Genomic DNA, 25,391 nt, shown 5'->3' with positions numbered 1-25,391 from the left:
GCGATAAACCTGATGCCATTGCGCCAGCGCCTTGAAAACCTGCCGGTCGGCCAGAAACTGCTGGCCGCCCTGCTGGTGTTATTGACCACTGTGCTATTGGTCGCCAACCTGACCTTTATCAGCGCCGCCTATTACATCTCCCAGGAAAGCATGGCGCCGCAAGCCCTGCAGACCATCGGCCGGCTGATCTCCAACCCGAGCCTGGTCGCGCAAGCCCTCGAGTCGCCACAAAGCGCCGAACGCCTGCTCAAGGAGCTCGACAGTTATTCGCCGCTGCGCGCAGCAGCGCTGTATGACGGCAAGGGTGACCGTCTCGCTCAGGTGCAGCGTGGCGACAAGCTCAATCTGCCGGAACGTTATCGACACGTCGAAGCCTGGCAACTCACCGAGTTTCGCAGCAACCAGTTGATCACCCTGCCCCGCCCCGGCACCGCGCCTGGGCACTTGCTGCTGGTCGCCAGCAGCGAACTGCCGATGGCGTTCTACACCGGCACCCTGACTGCCAGTCTCGGCATCCTGATTTTCAGTGTGCTGCTGTGGCTGGTGATTGCGCGACAGATCAAACGCCTGATCACGCGGCCGATCCATGAACTGGAAGAGCTGTCGCGTCAGGTCACCCGTGAAGAGAACTATGCCCTGCGCGCCTCACGCGGCAACCACGATGAAATCGGCAGCCTCGCCGAGGCGTTCAACACCATGCTCTCGCGCATCGAAGCCCGCGAACAGCAGCTCAAGCGTGCCCGCGATGACTCACAAGCCGCCTACGATCAGGCCCAAGGGCTGGCCGAAGAAACCCGTCACACCAACCGCAAGCTGGAGCTGGAAGTCCAGGTGCGGAGCAAGATCGAGAAGAAGCTCACCGGCTTCCAGAACTACCTCAACAGCATCATCGACTCCATGCCCTCGGCGCTGATCGCCCTCGATGAACAGCTCTACGTGACCCAGTGGAACCAGGAGGCCAGCGCCCTTTCCGGAACGCGCCTGGATGAAGCGTTGAACCAGCCGATCTTCCTCGCCTTCGAACCGCTCAAGCCGTTTCTGCCACAACTCAAGCAGACCGTGGAAGAGCACACGGTGGCGAAGATCGAGCGGGTGACCTGGTTCAAGGATGACGAACCCAAGCATTACGCCCTGACGTTCTACCCGCTGATGGGCGGTGCCGGGCGCGGTGTGGTGATCCGCATCGACGACATCACTCAGCGCCTGTCGCTGGAAGAAATGATGGTGCAGTCGGAGAAGATGCTCTCGGTGGGTGGCCTCGCCGCCGGCATGGCCCATGAGATCAACAACCCGCTCGGCGCGATTTTGCACAACGTGCAGAACATTCGGCGGCGGCTGTCGGCAGATCTGCCGAAGAACCTCGAAACCGCTGAACAGCTCGGCATCGAACTGGACACGGTCAACCGTTACCTGCAAAGCCGCGAAGTGCCGAAACTGCTCGACGGCATCCAGCAGGCCGGCGCGCGGGCGGCAAAAATCGTCACGCACATGCTCAGTTTCAGCCGCCGCAGCACTAGGCAAATGGCCCCCTGCGATCTGCCGGCGCTGATTGATCAGGCGGTGGAAATTGCCGGTAACGACTTCGATCTGGCAATCGGTTTCGACTTCAAGGGCCAGGCGATCATCCGCCAGTTCGACCCGGCGCTCGGCCCGGTGCCGGGCACCGCCAACGAACTGGAACAAGTGCTGCTCAACCTGCTGAAAAACGCCGCACAAGCCATTCATCAGCGCGAAGATGACAGCGAGCCGGGGCGGATCATCCTGCGCACCAAGCTCAATCCGCCATGGGCCGAGATTCAGGTCGAAGACAACGGCATCGGCATGAGCGAGAACGTGCGCAAACGTACTTTCGAGCCGTTCTTCACCACCAAGGAAATCGGCCAAGGCACAGGGCTGGGGCTGTCGGTGTCGTACTTCATCATCACCAACAACCACAAAGGGCAGATGGAAGTGCAATCCGCGCCGGGCCAGGGCACCTGCTTCACCTTGCGCCTGCCACTGACCCAACCGGCGGCCATCGCCGCCGAAACCAATCAACTACCGAGGTAACCCATGGGCTTTCGCTTGTCGAAGATCTACACCCGCACCGGTGACACAGGCGAAACCGGCCTGGGCGATGGCCGCCGCGTGCCCAAGGATCACCCGCGCATCGAAGCGATTGGCGAAGTCGATACGCTGAACAGTCAGGTCGGTGTGCTGCTGGCCGGGTTGATCGCCGAACGTGAGGCATTCCCGGGATTGAATGAACTGATCGACGTGCTCGCGCCTTGTCAGCATCGTCTGTTTGATCTTGGCGGTGAGCTGGCGATGCCGGAGTATCAGGCGCTGAACACGGCAGAAATCGAGCGTCTGGAAGCGGCGATTGATGTATGGAACGAGGAATTGGGGCCGCTGGAGAATTTCATTCTGCCGGGCGGTTCGATGCTGATTGCCCAGGCCCATGTGTGCCGCAGTCTGGCGCGCAGTGCCGAGCGCCGTTGTCAGCACTTGAATGCAATCGAGCCGTTGGCCGGGGTTGGGTTGGCGTATATCAATCGGCTGTCGGATCTGTTGTTTGTGGCCGCAAGGTTGATTGCGCGGCGGCAGGGAATTGCAGAGATCTTGTGGCAACCGGCGGCGAAGCCTTCAGATATATAGCGCCTGTAAGGACGCCTTCGCGAGCAAGCCCGCTCCCACAGTTGATTGCATTCATCCAGTTGGAATGCAGTCAAATGTGGGAGCGGGCTTGCTCGCGAAGAGGCCATCAGCCTCACAACATAATCAAGCTTCTGGCCAGAATGCGCGAATCCCTGCCACACCCTGAGCCCCAACGCCCCACGCTTTCTCGCGCTCCGCCGGGCCGACCCCGCCGAGCAAGAACACCGGCTTGCTGAAGCCCTCGATCAACGTCGAAGCCTGCTCCCAGCCCAATGGCTGCGCATCCGGGTGGGTCAAGGTTGGTTGAACCGGCGACAGGGTGACGAAATCCACCCCCATCTGCTCGGCCAATTCCAGCTCTTCGGCGTTGTGGCACGAAGCCGCCAACCAGCGCTCGGCCGGCAACGGCCGCCCTGCTTCGGCGTATTTGCGCAGTTGTGCGGCAGTGATATGCCAGCCGGCCGACGGGAAATCGCCGAGCCATTCGAACGGCCCCTTGATCATCAACTGCGCCTTGCCGGCACACAGACCGGCTGCATCCACCGCCAGATCGCGGTATTTGGGGTCATAACCGTTCGGCGCGCGCAGCTGGATCAGTTTGATCCCGCCGGCAATCGCCTTCTGAATGCCGCGCAGCAAGGCCGGGGCTTCCAGATCTTCCGGGGTGATCAGGTATTCGCCAGGCAGGCGCGCGGCGGCAACGATCGGCTGATTGGCGGCCGGAAACTCGTAGCTCAGCAGATCCTTGGCGGTCACCCAGGCCAATGGCTGGCCTTCGGCGCCATGCGGTTCACCGCTGAAGCTCGACACTTCCCAGACATCCAGCAACACCTGCTTGTCCGGGTAATCGTGGCGAACCTTGATCAGCGGACGCGCGGCGCCAACAACAATGCCCAGCTCTTCCTGAAGCTCGCGAGCCAGGGCGCTTTCGACCGATTCGTCAGCCTCGACCTTGCCGCCGGGAAATTCCCACAGGCCGCCCTGATGCTGGGTATCGGCACGGCGGGCGATCAGGATTTTGCCGCTGTCGTCCCGAATGACGGCAGCCGCGACGTGTACGCGTTTCACGGATTCAACTCCTCCAGTCCAGCCTTTTGCCACGCCTTGAAGGCCGGCCATTGGTAGACGGTTTCAACATAGGCTTGATCAATCGCCGACAGCGGCACCTGGTAGGTACGCAGGCGCACGGCAATCGGGGCGAAGAACGCATCGGCCAGGCTCACCCGGCCAAACAGATACGGCCCAGGCTCCGTGGCGGCAGCACGGCATTCAGCCCACAGCGCGAGCATGCGTTCGATATCGACCTTCACTTCCGGCGGCACCGGGCTGAGCGGTGCGTCGTGGCTCAGGTTGAACGGCATGTGATTGCGCATGGCGAAGAAGCCACTGTGCATCTGCGCGCAGGCCGATCGCGCCTGGGCACGGGCGAACAGGTCGGCTGGCCAGAGCTGTTCGGACGGGAACTGTTCGGCCAGGTATTCGGCGATCGCCAGAGAGTCGGCGATGGTGCCGCGAGAAGTTTGCAACAGCGGCACCTTGGCGGTCGGCGAATGCTTGAGCAGCTTCTCGCGGGTGTCGGGCTTGCCGAGTTTGATCAGTTCTTCGCTGTAGGGTGCGCCGGTCAGCTCCAGCGCCAGGGCAGCGCGCAGGGACCAGGAGGAAAGCAGTTTGTCGCCGATGATCAGGTGCAGGGACATGGTGTGGCGCCTTTTCGTCAGGAGGATCAGGCTGGAATTCTTGGTGCCTGATTAGTCGCCATCGCGAGCAGGCTCACTCCTACAGGGGATCCGTGTCGTTCACTAATCTACTGTAGGAGTGAGCCTGCTCGCGATGGCGGCGACTCGGTCTCAGATTAAATCAGGTGCGGTATTCGGCGTTGATCTTCACGTACTCATGCGACAGGTCGGTGGTCCAGATGGTTTCGCTGCAGTCGCCGCGACCCAGTTCGATGCGGATGGTGATCTCTTCCTGCTGCATCACCGCCGAACCCTGTGCCTCAGTGTAGGTCGCTGCGCGCGCGCCACGGCTGGCGATGCACACGTCGCCGAGGAACACGTCGATCTTGCTCACATCCAGATCCGGCACGCCGGCACGGCCGACAGCCGCCAGAATACGGCCCCAGTTCGGGTCGGAGGCGAACAGCGCGGTCTTGATCAGCGGCGAGTGGGCCACGGTGTAACCGACGTCGAGGCATTCCTGATGATTGCCGCCGCCGTTGACTTCAACAGTCACGAACTTGGTCGCGCCTTCGCCGTCACGCACGATGGCCTGGGCCACGTCCATGCACACTTCGAACACCGCCTGTTTCAGCTTGTTGAACAGCTCGCCTTCGGCACGGGTGATTTCCGGCAGCGCAGCCTTGCCGGTGGCAATCAGCATGCAGCAGTCGTTGGTCGAGGTGTCGCCGTCGATGGTGATGCGGTTGAACGACTTGTTCGCACCGTCGAGCATCAGGTTGTGCAGCACGTCGCGGGAGACTTTGGCGTCGGTGGCGATGTAGCCGAGCATGGTCGCCATGTTCGGGCGGATCATGCCCGCGCCCTTGCTGATACCGGTGACGGTGATGGTCACGCCGTCATGCTGGAACTGGCGGCTGGCACCCTTGGGCAGGGTGTCGGTGGTCATGATGCCGGTGGCGGCGGCTTCCCAATTGTTTTCCGACAGATCATCCAGTGCGGCTTGCAGCGCGCCTTCGATTTTCTCGACCGGCAGCGGCTCACCGATCACGCCGGTGGAGTACGGCAGGATCTGGCTGGCATCGACACCGGTCAGCTCGGCCAGTTTGGCGGTGGTGCGCTCGGCAGCCGCCAAGCCTGGCTCACCGGTACCGGCGTTGGCGTTGCCGGTGTTGGTCAGCAGGTAACGCACGTCGTTGTGCACGCGTTTTTTCGCCAGGATCACCGGCGCGGCGCAAAAGGCGTTCAACGTGAACACACCGGCCACGGTCGAACCTTCGGCACAGCGCATCACTACCACATCCTTGCGCCCGGGGCGCTTGATGCCGGCCGAGGCGATACCGAGTTCAAAACCGGCAACCGGGTGCAACGTTGGCAAAGGACCAAGACCAACAGCCATGAATGCGCTCCTTACTCAATGATGTCAGCACCGCTCACAGGGATGGCGGTGGTGTAAATGGCAAAACGCCGCGACGGCAGGAGCCGGTCGCGGCGCGGGTATTTCAGCGATTGAAACGGGAGTTACTGGATCTGCCCGTGGCAATGCTTGAATTTCTTGCCCGAACCGCAGTAGCACAGTTCGTTGCGACCCAGCTTCTGCTCGTTGCGAACCGGCGCGGTGGCGAGGGCTACATCGACCTCTTCACCCAGCACTTCCGGCTGCTCCAGACCAGGGGCCTCGGCGTGTTCGAACTGCATGCGCGCGGCCAGTGCTTCGGCTTCCTCACGCAGGCGTTGCTCTTCGGCTTCCGGATCTTCGCGGCGCACCTGAACGTGCGACAGCACACGGATCGAGTCGCGCTTGATCGAATCCAGCAGCTCGGAGAACAGTGTGAACGACTCGCGCTTGTATTCCTGCTTCGGGTTCTTCTGGGCGTAGCCACGCAGGTGGATACCGTGACGCAGGTGATCCATGGTCGACAGGTGGTCTTTCCACAGGTCGTCCAGCACGCGCAGAACGATCTGCTTCTCGAACGAGCGCAGTGCTTCGGCACCGGCCTGATCTTCTTTCTCGTTGTACGCCACCATCAGCTCGACCATCAGCTTCTCGCGCAGGGTCTCTTCGTACAGGTGATCGTCTTCGTCGAGCCATTGCTGGATCGGCAGTTTCACCCCGAAGTCGCTGGCAATGGACGCTTCCAGACCGGCAACATCCCACTGCTCTGGCAGCGATTGCGGCGGAATGTGCGCGCTGACGGTGGCGTTGAGCACGTCCTGACGGAAATCGGCGATGGTTTCACCGATGTTGTCGGCGGCCAGCAACGTGTTACGCATGTGATAGATCACTTTACGCTGTTCGTTGTTGACGTCGTCGAACTCGAGCAGTTGTTTACGGATGTCGAAGTTACGACCTTCCACCTTGCGCTGCGCCTTCTCGATCGCGTTGGTCACCATGCGGTGCTCGATCGCTTCGCCCGGCTGCATGCCCAGGGCTTTCATGAAGTTCTTCACCCGGTCAGAGGCGAAGATGCGCATCAGGCTGTCTTCCAGCGACAGGTAGAAGCGGCTGGAACCGGCATCGCCCTGACGACCGGCACGGCCACGCAACTGGTTGTCGATACGACGGGATTCGTGACGCTCGGAGGCAATCACCTGCAGACCGCCGGACTCCAGCACTTGCTGGTGACGCTTCTGCCAGTCGGCCTTGATCTGGGCGATCTGCTCGGGGCTCGGGTTTTCCAGCGCCGCAACTTCCACTTCCCAGTTACCGCCCAACAGGATGTCGGTACCACGACCGGCCATGTTGGTAGCGATGGTCAGGGCGCCCGGACGACCGGCTTGCGCGATGATCTCGGCTTCTTTTTCGTGGAACTTGGCGTTCAGCACCTTGTGCTCGATGCCTTCCTTGTTGAGCAGGTTGGACACGTGCTCGGAAGTTTCGATGGTCGCGGTGCCCACCAGGATCGGACGGCCTTGGGCCATGCCTTCCTTGATGTCGTTGATGATCGCCGCGTATTTCTCTTCGGCGGTCAGGAACACCAGGTCGTTGTAGTCCTTGCGCGCCAACGGTTTGTTCGGCGGAATGACCATGACCTGCAGGCCATAGATCTGGTGGAATTCGAACGCTTCGGTGTCAGCAGTACCGGTCATGCCGGACAGCTTGGTGTACAGACGGAAGTAGTTCTGGAACGTGGTCGAAGCCAGAGTCTGGCTCTCGGCCTGGATGTTCAGACCTTCCTTGGCTTCGATGGCCTGATGCAGGCCTTCGGACAGACGACGACCCGGCATGGTACGACCGGTGTGTTCGTCGACCAGTACGACCTGACCGTCCTGCACGATGTATTCGACGTTGCGGTGGAACAGTTTGTGCGCACGCAGACCCGAATAGACGTGGGTCAGCAGGCCCAGGTTATGCGCCGAGTACAGGCTCTCGCCTTCGGCCAGCAGGCCGACGCCGGTGAGCATTTCTTCGATGTACTGGTGACCGGCTTCGTTGAGTTCGACCTGACGGGTCTTCTCGTCGATGGTGTAGTGACCGGCCTTGGTGACCTGGCCTTCGACTTCTTCGACGTGCAGTTCCAGCTGCGGGATCAGTTTGTTGATCTCCATGTACAGCTTGGAACTGTCCTCGGCCTGACCGGAAATGATCAGCGGGGTACGGGCTTCGTCGATGAGGATGGAGTCGACTTCGTCGATCACGGCAAAATTGAGTTCGCGCTGGAATTTTTCTTCCATGCTGAACGCCATGTTGTCGCGCAGGTAGTCGAAACCGAATTCGTTGTTGGTACCGTAGGTGATGTCGGCAGCATAGGCGGCGCGCTTCTCTTCCGGCGGCTGGAACGGCGTCACGACGCCGACGGTCAGGCCGAGGAATTCATACAGCGGACGCATCCAGTTGGCGTCACGGCGGGCCAGGTAGTCGTTCACGGTTACAACGTGCACGCCCTTGCCGGACAGCGCGTTGAGGTAAACACCCAGGGTTGCCACGAGGGTTTTACCCTCACCGGTACGCATTTCGGCAATCATGCCTTCATGCAAGGTCATGCCGCCGATCAACTGAACGTCGAAGTGGCGCATGCCCATGACGCGCTTGCCCGCTTCACGGGCGACCGCGAAGGCTTCAGGCAACAGCTTGTCGAGGGATTCCCCTTTGGCGATACGGGCCTTGAACTCGTTGGTCTTGGCACGCAATTGATCGTCCGAAAGGGCCACCATTTGCTCTTCGAAGGCATTGACGAGCTGCACCGTCTTGAGCATGCGTTTGACTTCACGCTCGTTCTTGCTTCCAAAAAGTTTCTTTAACAAAGGCGCAAACATATCGGCAGGATCTTCCACACTAAAGGGATGGAGGGCGGCCCCGTGAGTCGCCCGTGCAGCCCTCATGGCCGCATGCGAACGAGCATTCTACCCGGAAACGGTGGTGAGGAAAGTGGCGATATTCCACGATGCTGGCACTGCGCTTTGACGGGGCTCACTTAAAATAGGGGCGTTTTGCTCAACTTCAACCCATACGGGAAAGAAGTTAGTCGTTGATTTAATGAGCAAAGCAGGGACAAAAGCAATGGGCGAGTGGTTCCGTTGCTTTCTGCTACCATGGCGCTTCTGTTACTTCAGGTGTTCGATCATGGCATTTCGCCCCCTTACAGCCAGAGCGCCCGCCGTTCTGCTACGCGAAGCCAAGCCGCTCAAAGCCATTCTCGGTCATGCCCAACGCCTCGCTCATCTGCAACGCCTGCTCGAAAGCCAGTTGCAACCCGCTGCCCGCGCGCATTGCCATGTCGCCAAGTGGCGTGAAGGCGAACTGTCACTGGTGGTCACCGACGGCCATTGGGCCACACGCCTGCGCTACCAGCAAAAACGCCTGCAACGGCAACTGCAGCTGTTCGAAGAGTTCGCCAACCTGACGCGAATCAAATTCACTGTGCGACCACCGATCGTCCAGCCTGGGGCTGTCGGGCACACGATGGACCTGTCGAGTAATGCAGCGGCAACCATCCAGTCCACGGCAGACGGGATCAGCGATCCAGGCCTGCGCGCGGCGCTTGAGCGTCTGGCGGCGCACGCCAAAGACAAATCCTGATCTCAATCCAGAAAACTGACGCTTATCCAATGTGGGAGCGGGCTTGCTCGCGAAGGCGTCCTTTCAGTCAACATTATTGTTAACTGGCAGACCGCTTTCGCGAGCAAGCCCGCTCCCACAGTTTGGATCAACGCCGTTTGCTGCCGCCGAGTAACGAGCCCATCAAACCGCGCACCAGTTGCTTGCCCAGATTGTTGGCCGCCTGGCGCATCGCCGACTTCAGCGCCTGCCCCGCCGCCGTGCCCAGGAACTCTCCGGCACGATCAGCCAGGCTTGGCTCTTCGGCTGCCGTCTTACCCGCTGGCGCATCCGCCTCCGGCGCCAGATCCTTGCGGCCCATCAGGATTTCATACGCCGACTCACGATCGATCGGTTTGTCATAACGGCCCTTGAACGGCGACCCGGCGATCAGCATCGTGCGTTCGGTTTCGCTCAACGGCCCGATCCGCGACTGTGGCGGCGCCACCAGCACCCGCTGGACCGTCTCCGGCGTGCCTTTTTCCTGCAACGTCCCGACCAGTGCTTCGCCGATACCCAGCTCAGTCAGCACCGATAAGGTGTCGAACGCCGGATTTGGCCGGAAACCATCGGCCACCGCCCGCAGGGACTTCTGTTCCTTGGCGGTGAACGCACGCAAGCCGTGCTGGATGCGCAGGCCAAGTTGTGCCAGCACGTTATCCGGCAAATCCCCCGGCGACTGGGTGACGAAATACACCCCCACACCTTTCGAGCGAATCAGCCGCACCACCTGCTCCAGACGCTCCTGCAGCGCCTTGGGCGTATCGCCGAAGAGCAAATGCGCTTCATCGAAGAACAGCGCCAGCAGCGGTTTTTCGGCATCGCCGCGCTCCGGCAACTGCTCGAACAACTCGGCCAGCAGCCACAGCAGGAACGTCGCGTAGACCTTTGGCGCCTCGTGTACCAGACGGCTGGCATCGAGCAAATGAATACGCCCACGGCCATCGGCGGACGGTTGCAGAATGTCTTCGAGTTGCAGCGCCGGTTCGCCGAACAAGGCTTCAGCGCCCTGCTGTTCCAGGGTCGCCAGCCGGCGCAACAGTGCCTGACTGGAACCGGTGGTCATCAGCGCCGCGTCTTCGCCCAACAGTTGCGGGTTGTCCTTGAGGTGATTGAGCAGCGCCTTGAGGTCTTTCAAGTCCAGCAGCAACAGACCTTCGCGATCCGCCACTTTAAACGCCGCATACAGCGCCGACTGCTGGCTGTCGGTCAGTTCCAGCAGACTGCCGATCAGCAGCGGGCCCATTTCACTCAAGGTAGTGCGCAACGGATGACCGGATTCCCCGTGAATGTCCCACAGCGTCACCGGATAAGCCTGCGGCTTGTGATCGAGCCAGGACATCCCGGCGATGCGCTCGGCGACTTTGCCCTGCGGATTGCCGGCGGCACCGAGGCCGCACAGGTCGCCCTTGATGTCGGCGGCGAACACCGCGACCCCGGCGTCACTGAACGCTTCGGCAAGGCGTTGCAAAGTCACCGTCTTGCCGGTCCCGGTCGCACCGGCGATCAGCCCGTGGCGGTTAGCCAGGCGCATGGCCTGAGCAATCGGTTGCCCCGCCAGATCGGCGCCAATAACGAGTTGCGATGTGTCAGGCATTTTGTCACCTATGGTTAATCTTTAATCCGTTGTGGCCGATAGCTAAGGGCGAGAACCTGACTGAAAAGTCGGTCGGACATTTCCCTAAGGAGAGTCGGAAATATCAGTTTGTTTCACCCTTGCCCATATTGCGCGTCTTTATAAAAGCACGCCCAGGACATTAAGACCTTAGCGGAACCCCAAGCCATGAACAAAAACCTGCGCTTCAGCCATAAAATTTTGCTTGCCGCCGCCCTCATCGTCATCGCCGCTTTCGCCTCGTTCACGCTGTACAACGACTGGCTGCAACGCAACGCGATCCGCGATGACCTGAACAACTATCTCAACGAGATGGGCGAAGTCACCGCCGACAACATCCAGACCTGGCTCAACGGGCGCATTCTGCTGGTCGAGAACGCCGCGCAGAACATCGCCATCAACCCGGAACCGGCCAACGTCGCCAGCCTGCTGGAACAGAAGTCTCTGACCTCGACGTTCATGGCCACTTACCTGGGCGATGCCACCGGCCACTTCACCATCCGCCCGGACGTGAAGATGCCGGACGGTTTCGACCCACGAGTGCGCCCTTGGTACAAAGGTGCCGAGAGCAGCAGCGCATCGACCCTGACCGAACCGTACATCGACGCCGCCACCGGGCAGTTGATCATTTCCATTGCCACCGCCTCGAAAAAGGCCGGTCAGAGCGTCGGCGTGGTGGGCGGCGACCTGAGCCTGCAAACCCTGGTCGACACCCTGACTGCGCGAGACTTCTCCGGCATGGGCTATGCCTTCCTGGTCAGCGCCGACGGAAAAATCCTCGTGCACCCGGACAAGGCACTGGTGATGAAGTCACTGAAAGAAGCCTATCCGCAGGACACCCCACGCATCAGCAGCGACTTCAGTGAAATCACCGTCGATGGCAAGACCCGCATCGTCAGCTTCGCGCCGATCAAAGGCCTGCCGTCGGTCAACTGGTACATCGGGCTGTCGGTGGACAAGGACAAAGCCTTCTCGATGCTCAGTGAGTTCCGCACCTCGGCGGTGATTGCCACGGTGATTGCGGTGGTGATCATCATCGCGCTGCTGGGCATGCTGATTCGCCTGCTGATCCAGCCACTGCACGTCATGACTCGCGCCATGGAAGACATCGCCGATGGCGAAGGCGACCTGACCAAACGCCTGACCATCGTCAATAACGATGAATTCGGCGTGCTGGGTACCGCATTCAACCGTTTCGTCGAGCGTATTCACGGCTCGATCCGCGAAGTGTCGTCGGCCACCGGCCAGGTCAACGAGGTTGCGCTGCGCGTGGTCGCGGCGTCCAACTCGTCGATGTACAACTCCGACCAGCAAGCCTCGCGCACCAGCAGCGTCGCCGCCGCGATCAATCAACTGGGCGCCGCCGCTCAGGAAATCGCCCGCAACGCCGCGCAAGCCTCGAACCAGGCCAGTGACGCCCGCGGCCTCGCCGAAGACGGCCAGCAAGTGGTGGATCGCAGCATCAAGGCGATGAATCAACTGTCGAGCATGCTCAGCGCCTCCAGCACCAACATCGAGTCGCTGAACAGCAAAACCGTGAACATCGGGCAGATCCTCGAAGTGATCACCAGCATCTCCCAGCAGACCAACCTGCTGGCGCTCAATGCCGCTATCGAAGCGGCGCGTGCCGGTGAAGCCGGACGCGGTTTTGCCGTGGTCGCCGACGAAGTGCGCAACCTGGCGCACCGCACCCAGGAATCGGCGCAGCAGGTGCAGACCATGATCGAGGAGCTGCAGGTCGGCGCCCGTGAATCGGTGAGCACCATGAGCGACAGCCAGCGCCACAGCCAGGACAGCGTGGAAATCGCCAACCTCGCCGGCGAACGCCTCAACAGCGTGACCCAGCGCATCGGCGAGATCGACGGGATGAACCAGTCGGTGGCGACCGCGACCGAGGAACAGACGGCGGTGGTCGAGTCGATCAACGTCGACATCACCGAGATCAATACGCTGAACCAGGAAGGCGTCGAGAACCTGCAAGCGACCTTGCGCGCGTGTTCGGATCTGGAGCAGCAGGCTGCGCGTCTGAAGCAACTGGTCGGCAGCTTCAGGATTTAAGGCGCAGCCACTGGCCTCTTCGCGAGCAAGCCCGCTCCCACATTGGATCTGTGTTGTTTGCATATCCTTGTGAGAGCAAGCCTGCTCCCACATGGGATCTGTGTCGTTTGCAGATCCCTGTGGGAGCGGGCTTGCTCGCGAAGGCGTCCTGTCAAACACCACAACACCTCCCTGACACTCCCACCGCGCATATCGCCGACATCCCCCCTGTTCTCCCACATTGGCTCTGTGTCATCTGCAGATCCCTGTGGGAGCGGGCTTGCTCGCGAAGGCGTCCTGTCAAACAAAACAACACCTCCCTGACACTCCCACCGCGCAATCCCGACCGAACATCTATTCTGGATAAAGGTCAACCAAGGGAGTGCAACGCAGCGGAGGGTTGATCACTGTGCATATCGCCGACATCACCATGTTCTACGCCCCGGCCAGCGGCGGCGTACGTACCTATCTGGACGCCAAGCATCGCCGGTTGGGCGTCAAATCGGGCATTCGTCACAGCCTGCTGATCCCCGGCGCACATTTCGGTGAAAACGACGGTATCTACACCGTGCCCGCCCCCGCCCTGCCCTTCGGCAAAGGCTATCGCTTTCCGTTGCGCCTCGCGCCGTGGCGCAATGTCCTGCAGGGTTTGCAGCCGGATCTGATCGAAGTCGGCGATCCGTACCTGACAGCCTGGGCGGCGCTCGACGCTCGACGGCAACTGGATGTGCCGGTGATCGGCTTTTATCACTCGGACCTGCCATTGCTGGCGAGCAATCGCATGGGCCATTGGGTCACGCCGAATGTCGAGGCGTACGTCACCAAGCTCTATGGCAACTTCGATCGAGTGCTGGCGCCCAGCCAAGTCATGGCGGACAAGCTCACCGGTCTGGGAGTGCGCAATGTCTTCGTGCAGCCATTGGGGGTGGACTTGCAAACCTTTCACCCTGACGCCCGCGATAACGGCCTGCGCGCCGAACTGGGGATTGCCGAAGACACCCGGCTGCTGATCTTTGCCGGGCGCGGTTCCAAAGAGAAGAACCTGCCGGTGCTGCTCAAATGCATGCAGCGCCTCGGCCCACGCTACCACCTGCTGCTGGTTGGCTCGTCGATGCCGGCCGTGGTTCCGGACAATGTCAGCGTGATCGACTCCTTCTGCCCGGCGCCCACCGTCGCCCGGTTGATGGCCAGCGCTGATGCCCTGATCCATGCCGGCGATCAGGAAACCTTCGGTCTGGTGATCCTCGAAGCCATGGCCTGCGGGATTCCGGTGGTCGCGGTGGCGGCCGGGGCGTTTGAAGAGATCGTCGCCGACGACTGCGGCTTGCTCTGCGCACCGAACAACCCGCAAGCCATGGCCAATGCCGTGCGCGAGCTGTTCAGTCGCGGCTGCGTGAAACTCGGCCAACAGGCGCGGCAACATGTCGAACGGCGTTATTCCTGGGACTGCGTGGTCGACAGCCTGCTCGGCCATTACCACGCGGTGCTCGGTCACTCGCTGCCAAGGGTGGCCAATGGCTGATTCCTTGAATGACCGCGCAGTGCTGCTGGTGCTACACGACGTGGCGCCGTCGACGTGGGCGGATTATCGGCCGTTTGTCGAGGCGGTAGACGCAATGGGTGACGTGCCGATGACCTGGTTGGTCGTTCCGGATTTCCATGGCCACGACGCACTCGAGGAGCATCCCGCGTTCTGCCGAATGCTCGGCGAGCGGCTGGCCCGTGGCGATGAAATGGCCTTGCACGGCTATTACCATGAGGACCGCGAGCCAGCGCCAGCCACGCCCCGCGACTGGTTCATGCGCCGAATCTACACCCACGAAGGGGAGTTTTATCGCCTGTCCTGCGAAGCTGCGCTGGCTCGCCTGCGCGACGGCATCGAACTGTTCCGGCGCAATGACTGGCCGTTGCACGGCTTCGTCGCCCCGGCATGGCTGATGAGCGAGGGCACGCGTCAGGCCCTTCGCGAAACGCCATTGAGCTACACCAGCGACCCGCAACATCTTTATCAATTACCGGATTTCACCGCCGTCAACGCCCCGGGCCTGGTCTGGAGTGCGCGCAGTGCCTGGCGGCGGGGCCTGTCAAAAATCGTCAGCGAGCAACGCGAACAGCAGTGGCGCGACGCCGCGGTGATTCGTCTAGGCTTGCACCCGGTAGACATGCGCCACGCCTTCGCGCGTGATTACTGGCTGCAAACCCTTGAACGGCTGCTGGCAGAAGGACGCACGCCCATGAACAAAATCGACTGGCTCATCCGGCAACGCAAGCGAATGGAGCGCGCTGCATGAGTCGCGGCATTGTGCTGTTGATCGGCCTGCTCGCCGCCGTGCTGATTCCCGTGCTGCTCGGCGGCGGCGAGATCGGTGCGCGGCTGCAGAATTTTCCGCTGCACTGGCTGCTGATCATGTTCGGCATGATCCTGCTCTGCTGGGGCATCAACACCCTGCGTTTGCGCCTGCTGCTGGGTGATCAGCGCGAACGGGTCACGCCGCTGAAAAGCCTCGGCGTGGTCATGGCCGCCGAGTTTGCCTATTGCGCCACCCCCGGCGGCAGTGGCGGGCCGCTGACGATCATGGCCTTGCTGGCGCGCTGCGGCGTGCGCCCGGCCCGGGGCAGCGCGGTGTTTGCCATGGATCAGCTGAGTGATCTGCTGTTCTTTCTCTGCGCCCTGAGCGGCATCCTGATTTACGCGTTGTTTCAGCATCTCAGTGACCGCCTGGAGTGGTTGCTGATGGTCAGCGCCGTGTCGCTGTTCGGTGGGCTGTTCAGTTGCGTGCTGCTGGCGCGCTACCACCGTCGCCTGATCCTTCTGAGCGGACGCCTGCTCGCCCGCCTCAACGTGCAACCGGCCACGCGTCGGCGCTGGGCACGCAAGCTGCTGCATTTTCTCGACGCGTTTATCGACACACTCAAGTTGCCGTGGCAAACCCTGGTCAAGGTGTTCGCCCTGACCTGCATGCACTGGCTGCTGCGCTACAGCGTGTTGTATCTGGCCCTGCGCGGACTGGGCGCGGACCTGCAGTGGGCCTGGAGTTTTCTGGTGCAGATGCTGTCGCTGGGGGCTGGTCAAATGAGCCTGCTGCCCGGTGGCGCGGGCGCCGCAGAGCTGACCTCGGCGGCGCTGCTGGCGCCGATGGTCGGCAAATCCACTGCAGCGGCGGCGATCCTGATCTGGCGGGTGGTGACGTTCTATTTCTATCTGGTGGTGGGCGGGCCGGTGTTTCTATTGATGCTCGGGCGGCCATTGCTCAAGAAGCTGCTGAAGATTCGACAAGCCTAAAGATCGCAGCCTGCGGCAGCTCCTACAGGGGATCGCATTTCAATGTAGGAGCTGCCGCAGGCTGCGATCTTTTCAGGCCTCTCCCTCCGGCTCGGGTTTCACCTGTTCCCATAGCTCGGCAGCCCCGGGAAACTCGGTGCCATCCTCCGGGCTTAGGTCATCCGGATCGTAGCGGCTCAGACAGCCCTCCCCCAGAGTGGCAGGCGCTTTTGAAGTGGCTTTATCCAATGGGTCGCTCACGGGCAGTTCCTCAAGGGCGGAAACGAAAAAAGGGCCTGGGACGATTGAACGCCCAGGCCCTTCTTTATTCAAGTACGCGTGGGTTCGATCAGAACACCACGGTCTTGTTGCCGTGCACCAGCACGCGGTCTTCGAGGTGATAACGCAGGCCACGGGCCAACACCATCTTCTCGACGTCACGACCGAAACGCACCATGTCTTCGATGCTGTCGCTGTGGCTGACGCGTACCACGTCCTGCTCGATGATCGGACCGGCGTCCAGCTCTTCGGTCACGTAGTGGCAGGTCGCGCCGATCAGCTTCACGCCGCGCAGCGACGCCTGGTGATACGGCTTGGCACCTACGAACGATGGCAGGAAGCTGTGGTGAATGTTGATCACCTTGTGCGCGTATTCGCGGCACAGCGCCGGCGGCAGGATCTGCATGTAGCGCGCCAGTACCACCACTTCGGCATCGTGCTGTTTGACCAGACGCGAGACTTCGGCGAAGGCCGGCTCCTTGTCCTGCGGGTTGACCGGGACGTGGTAATAAGGAATGCCGTGCCACTCGACCATGCTGCGCAGGTCGTTATGGTTGGAAATCACACAGGAGATTTCGCAATCGAGCTCGTCGCTGTGCCAGCGGTGCAGCAAGTCGGCCAGGCAGTGAGACTCGCGGCTGGCCATCAGCACCACGCGTTTCTTCTGCTCGGTGTCGGTAATACGCCAGTCCATCGAGAACTCTTCGGCGATCGGCGCAAACTTCTCGCGCAGCACTTCAATACCGAACGGCAGCGAATCGGCGCGGATCTCGTGACGCATGAAGAACCAGCCGTTCTGATTATCCGAGTGGTGGCTCGCTTCGGTGATCCAGCCGTTGTGGGATGCCAGAAAGTTACTGACTTTGGCAACGATGCCAACGCGGTCAGGGCAAGAAATCACCAACCGAAAGGTGCGCATGAGGGGGAAACTCCAGAACTTCGCAAAGGCGGCCATTCTAGCGATTGTGCGCGAAAACTGCAGTATTGATGAGCACGCACCGCAGAAGATGCGGTTCACGGCAGTTGAGCGTGGCGCAAGCCGCAGCGATGACGCACCAGTGATGCTGTTCGACCCGATAATTGTGAATAATCGTGATGACTGCATCACATTATTTAAATGACCATTCAATTTACCGGTTATTTGACGTAACTAATTCAAATAAAAAATCCGCTTAAATGTTTACTTGATGAAACAGCCTGACTATTATTGCGGCACTGTCCCCCTGCCATTCAACACATCCGCATAAGGTAGTTACCATGTCCTTGATCAACGAATATCGCGCCACCGAAGAAGCCATCAAAGAGCTGCAGGCCCGTTTGAAAAACCTGTCGCAAGACGACAAATTGCAAGCCGAGCTGGAATTCGAAGGCAAACTGCGCACCCTGATGGGCGAATACTCCAAATCCCTGCGCGACATCATCGCCCTGCTGGATCCGGAATCGAAAACCAAAGGCACCCGTGGCGCCGCAGTAAAAACTACCGGCACCAAGCGCGCGCGCAAAGTTAAACAATACAAAAACCCGCACAACGGTGAAGTCATCGAAACCAAAGGTGGCAACCACAAGACTCTGAAAGAGTGGAAAGCCAAGTGGGGCGGTGACGTGGTTGAAGGCTGGGCTACCCTGCTGGGCTAAGCCACAACGCCGGTCGCAGACTGCTTCTGCGGCCCATGAAAAACGCCAGCCTGCGCTGGCGTTTTTTTATGCCCGACATTTCATGGGCACACTATGTTCGATTTCAAAGATTCAAACGTTTGCGCAATGCCTGGACATAATTCTGCCACTCATTGAGCACTTGATTCTGTATCGGCGTAGCACTAAGCGCCCATTGCTGCGCGGCTTCGGCAAAAGATTGCAGGGTATTAGGCGCCCCCATTTGCGGCTCGGACAAACGCTGCTGGCAGAATATTCTCCAGCGTTCTTGCTCCTCGGAATTCAACGTATCGGGAAAGTTGCGTGCGCGATATCGAAAGAGTAATTCCGGCAGACGTTCGTCATCGAACGGCCAGTGCTCTTGCGCTAATTGCGCCGGATCTGCTGTCCTCACTTGCTCGCATAGACGCCGATCGCGATCACCGATAAATCCATCGTACAACTGCTGTTCCGGGTCTTCACTCGGGGTGAAGTCTTCGCTGGCATAAATTGCCGTAACTTTATCTTTCCAAACTTGTTGTGCGTCACTTAGCCGCAGTGCACGTGCCTGGTAGAGCGCCATGTCCAACCCAAGGCGCTGCTGATCGTCGGCCCGCAACACCGACAACGGCGCCACCACCGGGCAGCGATTGATGTGAATCAGTTTCAGCGGCACCGGCAGTTCACCCTCGGCAAGGTCATCGCGGCGGGTGTACAGGCGCTGGCGCAGGGTTTCAGCGTCCAGATCCAGCAGGCCTTGCGGATCGAGGTGCAGGTCACAGACGATCAGTGCATTGCGATTGCGCGGATGCCAGGCCAATGGCAGCACCACACCGACATAGTGCCGCGCCGCCGAAAAGCGCCCGGAGATATGCACCAGCGGCTGCAACAGACGAATCTGATCCATGACCTTCTGTTTGCTGCGCAGTTGAAACAGCCAGTCGTACAACTTCGGCTGTTTCTGGCGGATCAACCGCGCCAGCGCGATGGTTGCGCGCACGTCCGAGAGCGCTTCGTGGGCATGCCCGTGGTCGATGTTGTTGGCGACCGTCAGGCGTTCGAGCTTGAGGGTCACCTTGCCTTCGTCATCGGTTGGCCAGACCAGGCCATCCGGGCGCAACGCATACGCGGCGCGCACCACATCGATCAGGTCCCAGCGACTGTTGCCGCCCTGCCATTCACGGGCATAGGGGTCAAAGAAGTTGCGGTACAGGCTGTAGCGGGTCATCTCGTCGTCGAAACGCAGGGTGTTGTAACCCGCACCGCAAGTGCCGGGCGCCGCCAATTGCGCGTGTACGCGGGTCACAAAGTCGGCTTCACTCAAGCCCTGCTCGGCGAGACAGCTCGGGGTGATCCCGGTAATGGCGCACGCTGCCGGATGCGGCAGGATGTCTTCGCTGGGCTGGCAGTATAGGTTGACCGGTTCGTCGATTTCATTGAGGTCATGGTCGGTGCGAATCCCGGCGACCTGCAGCGGGCGGTCGTTGCGCGGATTGATGCCGGTGGTCTCGTAGTCGTACCAGAAGATTGAAGTCACGGGCGGTTCCTGAACTGAAGATCGGCAAAGTCTAGGCGTTGAACCGCCATCGCGGCCAGCGCTGTGTCATTCAACCCGCGTGCGCCACACGCGGTGCAATACATAGTTATGTCGTTTTCCCCCAAGAGGCTGCTAGCATCGGACGGACTTCGCATCCCGATCCGGCCCCATCAGGTAGCCCATGCTCGAGAACACAGCACTGCCACGGAAAGCACCGCTGACCCCGCCACTCGATACCCGCTATCAAGTGGAAACCCCTGAGGGCATCGACCTGCCGCTGCGCCCGGCCGGTCTGATGGTGCGCAGCCTCGCCTTCGGCATCGACCTGGGCATTCGCGGGGCCATCCTCGGCGTGCTGTTTCTGGTGCTGGCGTTTCTAGGTCAGCTCGGTATGGGCCTGGGCTCGTTGCTGCTGTTTGCCGTCAGCTGGTGGTACATGGTGCTGTTCGAAGTGCTGCATCAGGGCCGCTCGCCGGGCAAGCAATGGATGGGCCTGCGGGTGATTCACGATGACGGCACACCGATCGGCTGGTCGGCCTCGCTGCTGCGCAACCTGCTGCGTTTTGTCGATCTGCTGCCGTTCGGTTATTGCTTTGGCGCCATCAGTTGCCTGCAACATCCCACCTTCAAACGCCTCGGCGATATCGCCGCCGGCACCCTGGTGGTCTACAGCGAACGCCCACTCGCGCGCCCGCAACTGCCCGACGCCCTGCCGCGAAGTTCACCGGTTCCGCTCAACCTCGGCGAACAACGCGCGCTGCTTGCCTTTGCTGAACGTCAGGCTGAATTGTCGCCGGCGCGGGTCAACGAGCTGGCCGCCCTGCTCGCCCAACCGCTGCGCATTTCGGCACCCAAAGCGGTCAGTGAACTCAACGGCATTGCCCGCGGTTTGTTGGGGCCGACATGAAGCAGAGTCTTTTCGAAGCTCGCCACAAGGCCGAATGGGAGCGTTTCACCCTGGCCCTCGAACGCCTCGAACATGGCAAGGACACCTCGCAGGTGGCCGCTTTCCCCAAGGCTTATCGACGCCTGTGCCAGCATCTGGCGCTGGCACAGGAGCGTGGCTACAGCAGTTTTCTGATCGACTCGCTGCAACAACTGGTGTTGCGCGGGCACCAGCAACTCTATCGGCACCGCAGTCGCTTCGGCGCCAATCTGCTGGGGTTCATCCTCGCTGACTTCCCCCGACTGGTGCGCGCCGAATGGCCGTTCGTGCTGGCCGCCGGCCTGGTGTTTTTCGGCAGCCTGATCGGCTTTGCCTTGCTGGTGTATGCCTTTCCCGAACTGGTCTACAACCTGATCCCCGCCGACCAGGTGCGCGACATGCAAAGCATGTACGACTCCGTGGCCGGGCACCTCGGGCGCTCGGCCGAACGGGCGTCCAGCGAAGACTGGGTGATGTTCGGCTATTACGTGATGCACAACATCGGCATCGCCTTCCAGACCTTCGCCAGCGGTTTGCTGTTGGGCGTGGGCAGTGCGTTTTTCCTGTTCTACAACGGGCTGGTCATCGGCGCATTGGCCGGGCACCTGACCGAGATCGGTTTTGGCCAGACGTTCTGGTCGTTCGTGATCGGCCACGGCGCCTTCGAGCTGACGGCCATTGCCCTGGCGGGTGCGGCAGGGCTGAAACTCGGCTGGGCGGTGATTGCACCGGGGCGGCTTACCCGTGGTGAAGCGCTGGTGGAGGCGGCGCGCATAAGCGTGCTGCTGGTCTGCGGGGTCATGCTGTTCCTGCTGATCGCGGCGTTCATCGAAGCGTACTGGTCGTCGAAGACCGGGGTCACACCGCCGATCAAATATGCGGTTGGTGCCGCGCTGTGGCTCGCAGTGGCGGCCTATCTGTTGTTCGCCGGAAGGACACGCCATGCGCCTGAGTGATGCCACCGTGGCGATCCGCCCGCGCAGCAGTTGGGAAGCCATGGACCTGGGCGTGCTCATGAGTCAGCAGCACCGGCGCCTGTTGATGACCAGTTGGGCCATCGTCACCCTGCCGCTGTTCGCCGTACTGACGTTGTTGCTGTGGGATTCGCCGTCGCTGGCGGTATTCATTTTCTGGTGGCTGAAACCGGCGTACGAACGCCTGCCGCTGTACATCCTGTCCAAGGCCCTGTTCGGCGAAACACCGACGCTGCAACAGGCCCTGAGCGAATTTCCACGGCTGCTCAAGCCGCAACTGCTGGCCAGCCTGACCTGGCGCCGGCTGAGCCTGAGTCGCAGCTTCCTGCTGCCGGTGCTGCAACTCGAAGGCCTCGACGGCACGGCCCGCCAGCAACGCTTGCAGGTGTTGCTGCAACGCAATGCCGGCGCCGCGCAATGGCTGACGATCATCGGCATGCATCTGGAGACCGCGCTGTGGATCGGCCTGATGGTGCTGTTCTACATGCTCCTGCCACAGCAGATTGAAACCGATTGGGACTGGCAATCACTGATCCTCGATGCCGATCACCATTGGCGTTGGCTGGAGCACCTGACCAACGCCTTCTACGCGTTGGTGCTGGTGGTCTGGGAACCGATTTATGTCGCCTGCGGTTTCAGCCTGTACCTGAACCGGCGCACGGCACTGGAAGCGTGGGACATCGAACTGGTGTTCCGCCGTTTGCGCCAGCGCCTGAACAGCAGCGCTCTGGGCCTGCTGCTGGTTATCTGTCTGTTGCTGCCAGCGGTGCCACCGGCGTGGGCGGATGCGCCGGCAAACACCCCGGAAGCACCCCGCCTGCTGAATCAGCCGCTGACCAGTCAGGCTGCGCATGACAGCATCAAGACGCTGCTCGAACAACCGCCGTTCAAGAACAAGGAAAGCGTGACCCGCTATCGCTTTGGCGACGACCCGCCAGCCCCGTCCGAGGGCAAACCCGGCGAGGCACCGCAATGGCTGAAAACCCTGCTCGGCTGGCTGGACAGTCAGCGCTTCAATGCGCTGGCCGGCCTGATTGAAGTGTTGTTGTGGGGAGCGTTGATCGCCGCAGTCGGCTGGCTGATCTGGCGCTATCGCGAATTCCTGAGCACCTTCGTCAGTCGCCGCCCGAAGTTGCCCGCCCGGGTCAGGCCACCGCTACCGCAGCAAGCGTTTGGCCTGGACCTGAGCCCGCAAACCCTGCCCGACGACATCGCCGCCAGTGCCGAACAACTCTGGCACACCCAGCCGCGCGCCGCGCTGGGCCTGCTCTATCGCGGGTTGCTCAGCCGTCTGCTGCACGACTTCGACCTGACTTTGAAACCTGCCGACACCGAGCATCAGGTACTGCTGCGGGTCGAGCAATTGCAGCGCCCGGAACTGCTGGCGTTCAGTCGCACCCTGACACAGCACTGGCAGAACATGGCCTACGGGCATCGCGTGCCGGCGGCGCATCTGCAACAGGAACTGTGTGACGGCTGGCGCGCCCTGTTCGACCATGGAGCGCGCGCTTGAACCGGCGCAACGCATGGCTGCTCGGCGGGCTGATCGTCGCCCTGCTCGCGGCGTTGAGCGTTTATCTGTACCTCAAGGCCCGGCCCTATCAGGAAGTGATCGATCACGGTCCTTCGCCCCTGGCGCAGGCCAATCCTTATCTGGCGGCAGAGATGTTTTTGCGTGAACGCGGCCTGAATGTCGGCCAGGCCGAAACGCTGGCGGTGCTGCCGGAGATCGATCCGCGTCGGCACACCCTGCTGTTATTCGGCGAACGTTCGCGCATGACCCCGCGTGAGGTCGATCAGGTGTTGAACTGGGCCCGCGCCGGTGGGCGCCTGGTGTTCGTGGCCGAAGCGCTGTGGGACAAGCAGGCCAGACAAAGCGATGATCTGTTGCTGGATCGAGTGCAGTTGCAGCAGTCCCTGAGCAAGGACCTCAAGGAGCCGCCGGCAGAACTGACCGATGATCCGTACCCGAATCTGACCAAGCTCTACCTGGAAGACGAGGACGCCCCGGCCTACGCCGGTTTCGACACCGCGTTCCATCTGGAAGACCCGAAGAATCTCGCCCAGGCCTGGGCCAACAGCGCCAAGGCCACGCACATGATGCAACTGCCGTACGGCCTCGGCTCGATCACCGTGGTCACCGATGCCGAACTGTGGAAGACCCCGGCCATCAGCAAGCACGACAACGCCTGGCTGCTCTGGTACCTGAGCGCCGACACCGACGTCACGCTGATTTTCAACACGGCGCACGATGGTCTGCTGACCTTGCTCTGGCGTTACTTCCCGCAAGCCATCGTTGCCCTGCTGGCGCTGATCGGCCTCGGCCTGTGGCACGTAGCTATGCGCCATGGGCCACTGCAGGCACCCGCCCCGAATGGCCGCCGGCAGTTGCAGGAACACCTGCGCGCCAGCGCCGATTTCATCCTGCGCCACAACGGTCAGCACACGCTGTTGCAATCCCTGCAACAGGACGTGCTGCGCCGTGCCCGACAACGCCATCCCGGCTTCGACCAGTTGAATGTGGCCGAGCAATGGCTGGTGCTGTCGCGCCTGACCCGCCAGCCGACCCGCGCCATCAGTCAGGCGCTGAGCCCAGTGCCGAAACAGCGCATGAGCAGCGCCGATTTCAGTCGCCAGGTGGCCCACCTGCAAACCTTGAGGAACACGCTATGAGTGAACAGATCGAGCCCGGCAGCGCCAGCCACGCCGCCCAGCAACGCCAGCGTGCCAGCCAGTTGGCGCAAGCGCTGCGCGGCGAATTGCAGAAGGCCCTGATCGGCCAGAACAGCGTGATCGACGATGTGCTGACCGCGCTGATCGCCGGCGGTCACGTGCTGCTTGAGGGCGTTCCGGGGCTGGGCAAGACCTTGCTGGTACGGGCGCTGGCGCGCTGCTTCGGCGGCGAGTTCGCGCGCATCCAGTTCACCCCGGACCTGATGCCCAGCGACGTCACCGGCCACGCGGTGTACGACCTGCACACCGAGCAGTTCAAGCTGCGCAAGGGGCCGCTGTTCACCAACCTGCTGCTGGCCGACGAGATCAACCGTGCCCCGGCAAAAACCCAGGCGGCGTTGCTCGAAGCGATGCAGGAGCGCCAGGTCACCCTCGAAGGCCGGGCGCTGCCGATCGCCCAGCCGTTCATGGTGCTCGCCACCCAGAACCCGATCGAGCAGGAAGGCACTTATCCACTGCCGGAAGCCGAACTCGACCGTTTCATGCTCAAGGTGCGCATGGATTACCCGGAGGCCGAGCAGGAGTTGAACATGGTGCGTCAGGTCAGCCGCTCGACCCGCGCCGACATGCTTGATGTGCAGCCGTTGCGTACTGTCCTGCAAGCCAGGGACGTGCAAGCCCTGCAACGCATCGCCAGCGACCTGCCGATCGACGATCAGGTGCTCGATTACGCGGTGCGGCTGGCGCGCAGCACCCGTTCCTGGCCCGGTCTGAGCCTCGGCGCCGGGCCGCGTGCCTCGATTGCGCTGGTGCGATGCGCCCGCGCGCGCGCGTTGCTGCGCGGCGGCGAGTTCGTGATCCCCGATGACATCAAGGGCTGCGCGCTATCAGTGCTGCGTCATCGGGTGCGGGTGGCGCCGGAGCTGGACATCGAAGGTCTGCAGGTCGATCAGGTGCTGCAGCAACTGCTCGACCAAGTGCCGGCGCCACGCTTGTGAGGATCCAGAAAAGATCGAAAGATCGCAGCCTTCGGCAGCTCCTACAGGGGATCGCGCTCTATGTAGGAGCTGCCGCAGGCTGCGATCTTTTCAGCAGACAAACCGGTG

General features: G+C 61.5%; 20 protein-coding genes and 1 pseudogene. 14 read left to right on the top strand and 7 right to left on the bottom strand.

Annotation, left to right across the window (positions count from 1 at the left end; translation table 11 throughout):
• Positions 1-12: 12 nt before the first annotated feature.
• Both CKW11_RS07390 and CKW11_RS07385 read left to right on the top strand, forming a co-directional pair.
• Complete coding sequence (locus tag CKW11_RS07390; protein WP_095137029.1) at positions 13-2,049, top strand: HAMP domain-containing sensor histidine kinase; 2,037 nt, start codon at positions 13-15, stop codon at positions 2,047-2,049.
• A 3-nt stretch (positions 2,050-2,052) separates the two neighbouring features.
• Positions 2,053-2,637 (top strand): cob(I)yrinic acid a,c-diamide adenosyltransferase, encoded by a 585-nt coding sequence (locus CKW11_RS07385; RefSeq protein ID WP_027612526.1) that lies wholly within the window; start codon positions 2,053-2,055, stop codon positions 2,635-2,637.
• Between the two features lie 123 nt (positions 2,638-2,760).
• On the opposite strand, the gene CKW11_RS07380 is transcribed toward CKW11_RS07385, so the two are convergent.
• The 4 genes from CKW11_RS07380 to secA form a co-directional block, all read right to left on the bottom strand.
• Positions 2,761-3,705 carry a Nudix family hydrolase gene (locus CKW11_RS07380; protein ID WP_095137028.1) on the bottom strand — a complete coding sequence of 315 codons (945 nt, stop codon included), beginning with the start codon at positions 3,703-3,705 and terminating at the stop codon, positions 2,761-2,763.
• On the bottom strand, positions 3,702-4,334 hold the full coding sequence (locus CKW11_RS07375; RefSeq protein ID WP_095137027.1) for a glutathione S-transferase family protein: 633 nt from the start codon (positions 4,332-4,334) through the stop codon (positions 3,702-3,704). Before CKW11_RS07375 ends, CKW11_RS07380 begins: the two co-directional genes overlap by 4 nt.
• Positions 4,335-4,494: 160 nt before the next feature.
• The gene (gene argJ, locus CKW11_RS07370; RefSeq protein ID WP_095137026.1) at positions 4,495-5,712 is read right to left on the bottom strand and encodes a bifunctional glutamate N-acetyltransferase/amino-acid acetyltransferase ArgJ; all 1,218 of its coding nucleotides are present in this window, start codon (positions 5,710-5,712) and stop codon (positions 4,495-4,497) included.
• 122 nt (positions 5,713-5,834) lie between these two features.
• A complete protein-coding gene (gene secA / locus CKW11_RS07365; RefSeq protein WP_095137025.1) occupies positions 5,835-8,570 on the bottom strand; it encodes a preprotein translocase subunit SecA in 2,736 nt (911 codons plus the stop codon).
• Positions 8,571-8,877: 307 nt separating this feature from the next.
• Here secA and CKW11_RS07360 point away from each other — a divergent pair, with 307 nt between their 5' ends.
• Entirely contained in the window at positions 8,878-9,333 is a 456-nt protein-coding gene (locus CKW11_RS07360; protein ID WP_095137024.1) for a DUF721 domain-containing protein, read from the top strand.
• A 127-nt stretch (positions 9,334-9,460) separates the two neighbouring features.
• Here CKW11_RS07360 and CKW11_RS07355 read toward each other — a convergent pair whose 3' ends face one another.
• The gene (locus CKW11_RS07355; RefSeq protein WP_095137023.1) at positions 9,461-10,948 is read right to left on the bottom strand and encodes a helicase HerA-like domain-containing protein; all 1,488 of its coding nucleotides are present in this window, start codon (positions 10,946-10,948) and stop codon (positions 9,461-9,463) included.
• A 186-nt stretch (positions 10,949-11,134) separates the two neighbouring features.
• Between CKW11_RS07355 and CKW11_RS29050 the strand changes: the two are divergent.
• The 5 genes and pseudogenes from CKW11_RS29050 to CKW11_RS07335 form a co-directional block, all read left to right on the top strand.
• Positions 11,135-12,166: pseudogene (locus CKW11_RS29050) on the top strand (cache domain-containing protein); the annotation flags it as partial.
• A 93-nt stretch (positions 12,167-12,259) separates the two neighbouring features.
• On the top strand, positions 12,260-13,024 hold the full coding sequence (locus CKW11_RS29045) for a methyl-accepting chemotaxis protein (RefSeq protein WP_371917866.1): 765 nt from the start codon (positions 12,260-12,262) through the stop codon (positions 13,022-13,024).
• A 388-nt stretch (positions 13,025-13,412) separates the two neighbouring features.
• Positions 13,413-14,525 (top strand): glycosyltransferase family 1 protein, encoded by a 1,113-nt coding sequence (locus tag CKW11_RS07345; RefSeq protein WP_095137388.1) that lies wholly within the window; start codon positions 13,413-13,415, stop codon positions 14,523-14,525.
• On the top strand, positions 14,518-15,294 hold the full coding sequence (locus tag CKW11_RS07340; protein ID WP_095137021.1) for a DUF2334 domain-containing protein: 777 nt from the start codon (positions 14,518-14,520) through the stop codon (positions 15,292-15,294). The genes CKW11_RS07345 and CKW11_RS07340 overlap by 8 nt, the downstream gene beginning before the upstream one ends.
• Positions 15,291-16,286: a lysylphosphatidylglycerol synthase transmembrane domain-containing protein gene (locus tag CKW11_RS07335; protein WP_095137020.1), complete on the top strand. Its 996-nt coding sequence runs from the start codon at positions 15,291-15,293 to the stop codon at positions 16,284-16,286. Before CKW11_RS07340 ends, CKW11_RS07335 begins: the two co-directional genes overlap by 4 nt.
• Positions 16,287-16,614: 328 nt before the next feature.
• Here CKW11_RS07335 and purU read toward each other — a convergent pair whose 3' ends face one another.
• Positions 16,615-17,463 carry a formyltetrahydrofolate deformylase gene (gene purU / locus CKW11_RS07330; protein WP_003227580.1) on the bottom strand — a complete coding sequence of 283 codons (849 nt, stop codon included), beginning with the start codon at positions 17,461-17,463 and terminating at the stop codon, positions 16,615-16,617.
• Between the two features lie 338 nt (positions 17,464-17,801).
• Here purU and mvaT point away from each other — a divergent pair, with 338 nt between their 5' ends.
• A complete protein-coding gene (gene mvaT, locus CKW11_RS07320; RefSeq protein WP_003227581.1) occupies positions 17,802-18,179 on the top strand; it encodes a histone-like nucleoid-structuring protein MvaT in 378 nt (125 codons plus the stop codon).
• A 103-nt stretch (positions 18,180-18,282) separates the two neighbouring features.
• On the opposite strand, the gene sbcB is transcribed toward mvaT, so the two are convergent.
• Entirely contained in the window at positions 18,283-19,713 is a 1,431-nt protein-coding gene (gene sbcB / locus CKW11_RS07315; protein WP_095137018.1) for an exodeoxyribonuclease I, read from the bottom strand.
• Positions 19,714-19,894: 181 nt separating this feature from the next.
• On the opposite strand from sbcB, the gene CKW11_RS07310 reads away from it, so the two are divergent.
• Genes CKW11_RS07310 through CKW11_RS07290 form a run of 5 tightly spaced genes read left to right on the top strand, consistent with a single transcriptional unit; the run spans position 19,895 to position 25,283 of the window.
• A complete protein-coding gene (locus CKW11_RS07310; RefSeq protein ID WP_095137017.1) occupies positions 19,895-20,620 on the top strand; it encodes an RDD family protein in 726 nt (241 codons plus the stop codon).
• Positions 20,617-21,594, top strand: coding sequence for a stage II sporulation protein M (locus CKW11_RS07305; RefSeq protein WP_095137016.1), 978 nt, complete (start codon positions 20,617-20,619; stop codon positions 21,592-21,594). The genes CKW11_RS07310 and CKW11_RS07305 overlap by 4 nt, the downstream gene beginning before the upstream one ends.
• Positions 21,581-23,125, top strand: a complete 1,545-nt coding sequence (locus CKW11_RS07300; RefSeq protein ID WP_095137015.1) for a DUF4129 domain-containing protein — start codon at positions 21,581-21,583, stop codon at positions 23,123-23,125. The genes CKW11_RS07305 and CKW11_RS07300 overlap by 14 nt, the downstream gene beginning before the upstream one ends.
• On the top strand, positions 23,122-24,285 hold the full coding sequence (locus tag CKW11_RS07295) for a DUF4350 domain-containing protein (protein WP_095137014.1): 1,164 nt from the start codon (positions 23,122-23,124) through the stop codon (positions 24,283-24,285). The genes CKW11_RS07300 and CKW11_RS07295 overlap by 4 nt, the downstream gene beginning before the upstream one ends.
• Positions 24,282-25,283, top strand: coding sequence for a MoxR family ATPase (locus tag CKW11_RS07290; protein WP_095137013.1), 1,002 nt, complete (start codon positions 24,282-24,284; stop codon positions 25,281-25,283). The genes CKW11_RS07295 and CKW11_RS07290 overlap by 4 nt, the downstream gene beginning before the upstream one ends.
• Positions 25,284-25,391 lie beyond the last annotated feature (108 nt).

Source organism: Pseudomonas sp. Irchel s3a10 (assembly GCF_900187525.1).
Taxonomy (GTDB): domain Bacteria; phylum Pseudomonadota; class Gammaproteobacteria; order Pseudomonadales; family Pseudomonadaceae; genus Aquipseudomonas; species Aquipseudomonas koreensis_G.
This window is presented reverse-complemented; position numbering and strand designations above follow the sequence as displayed.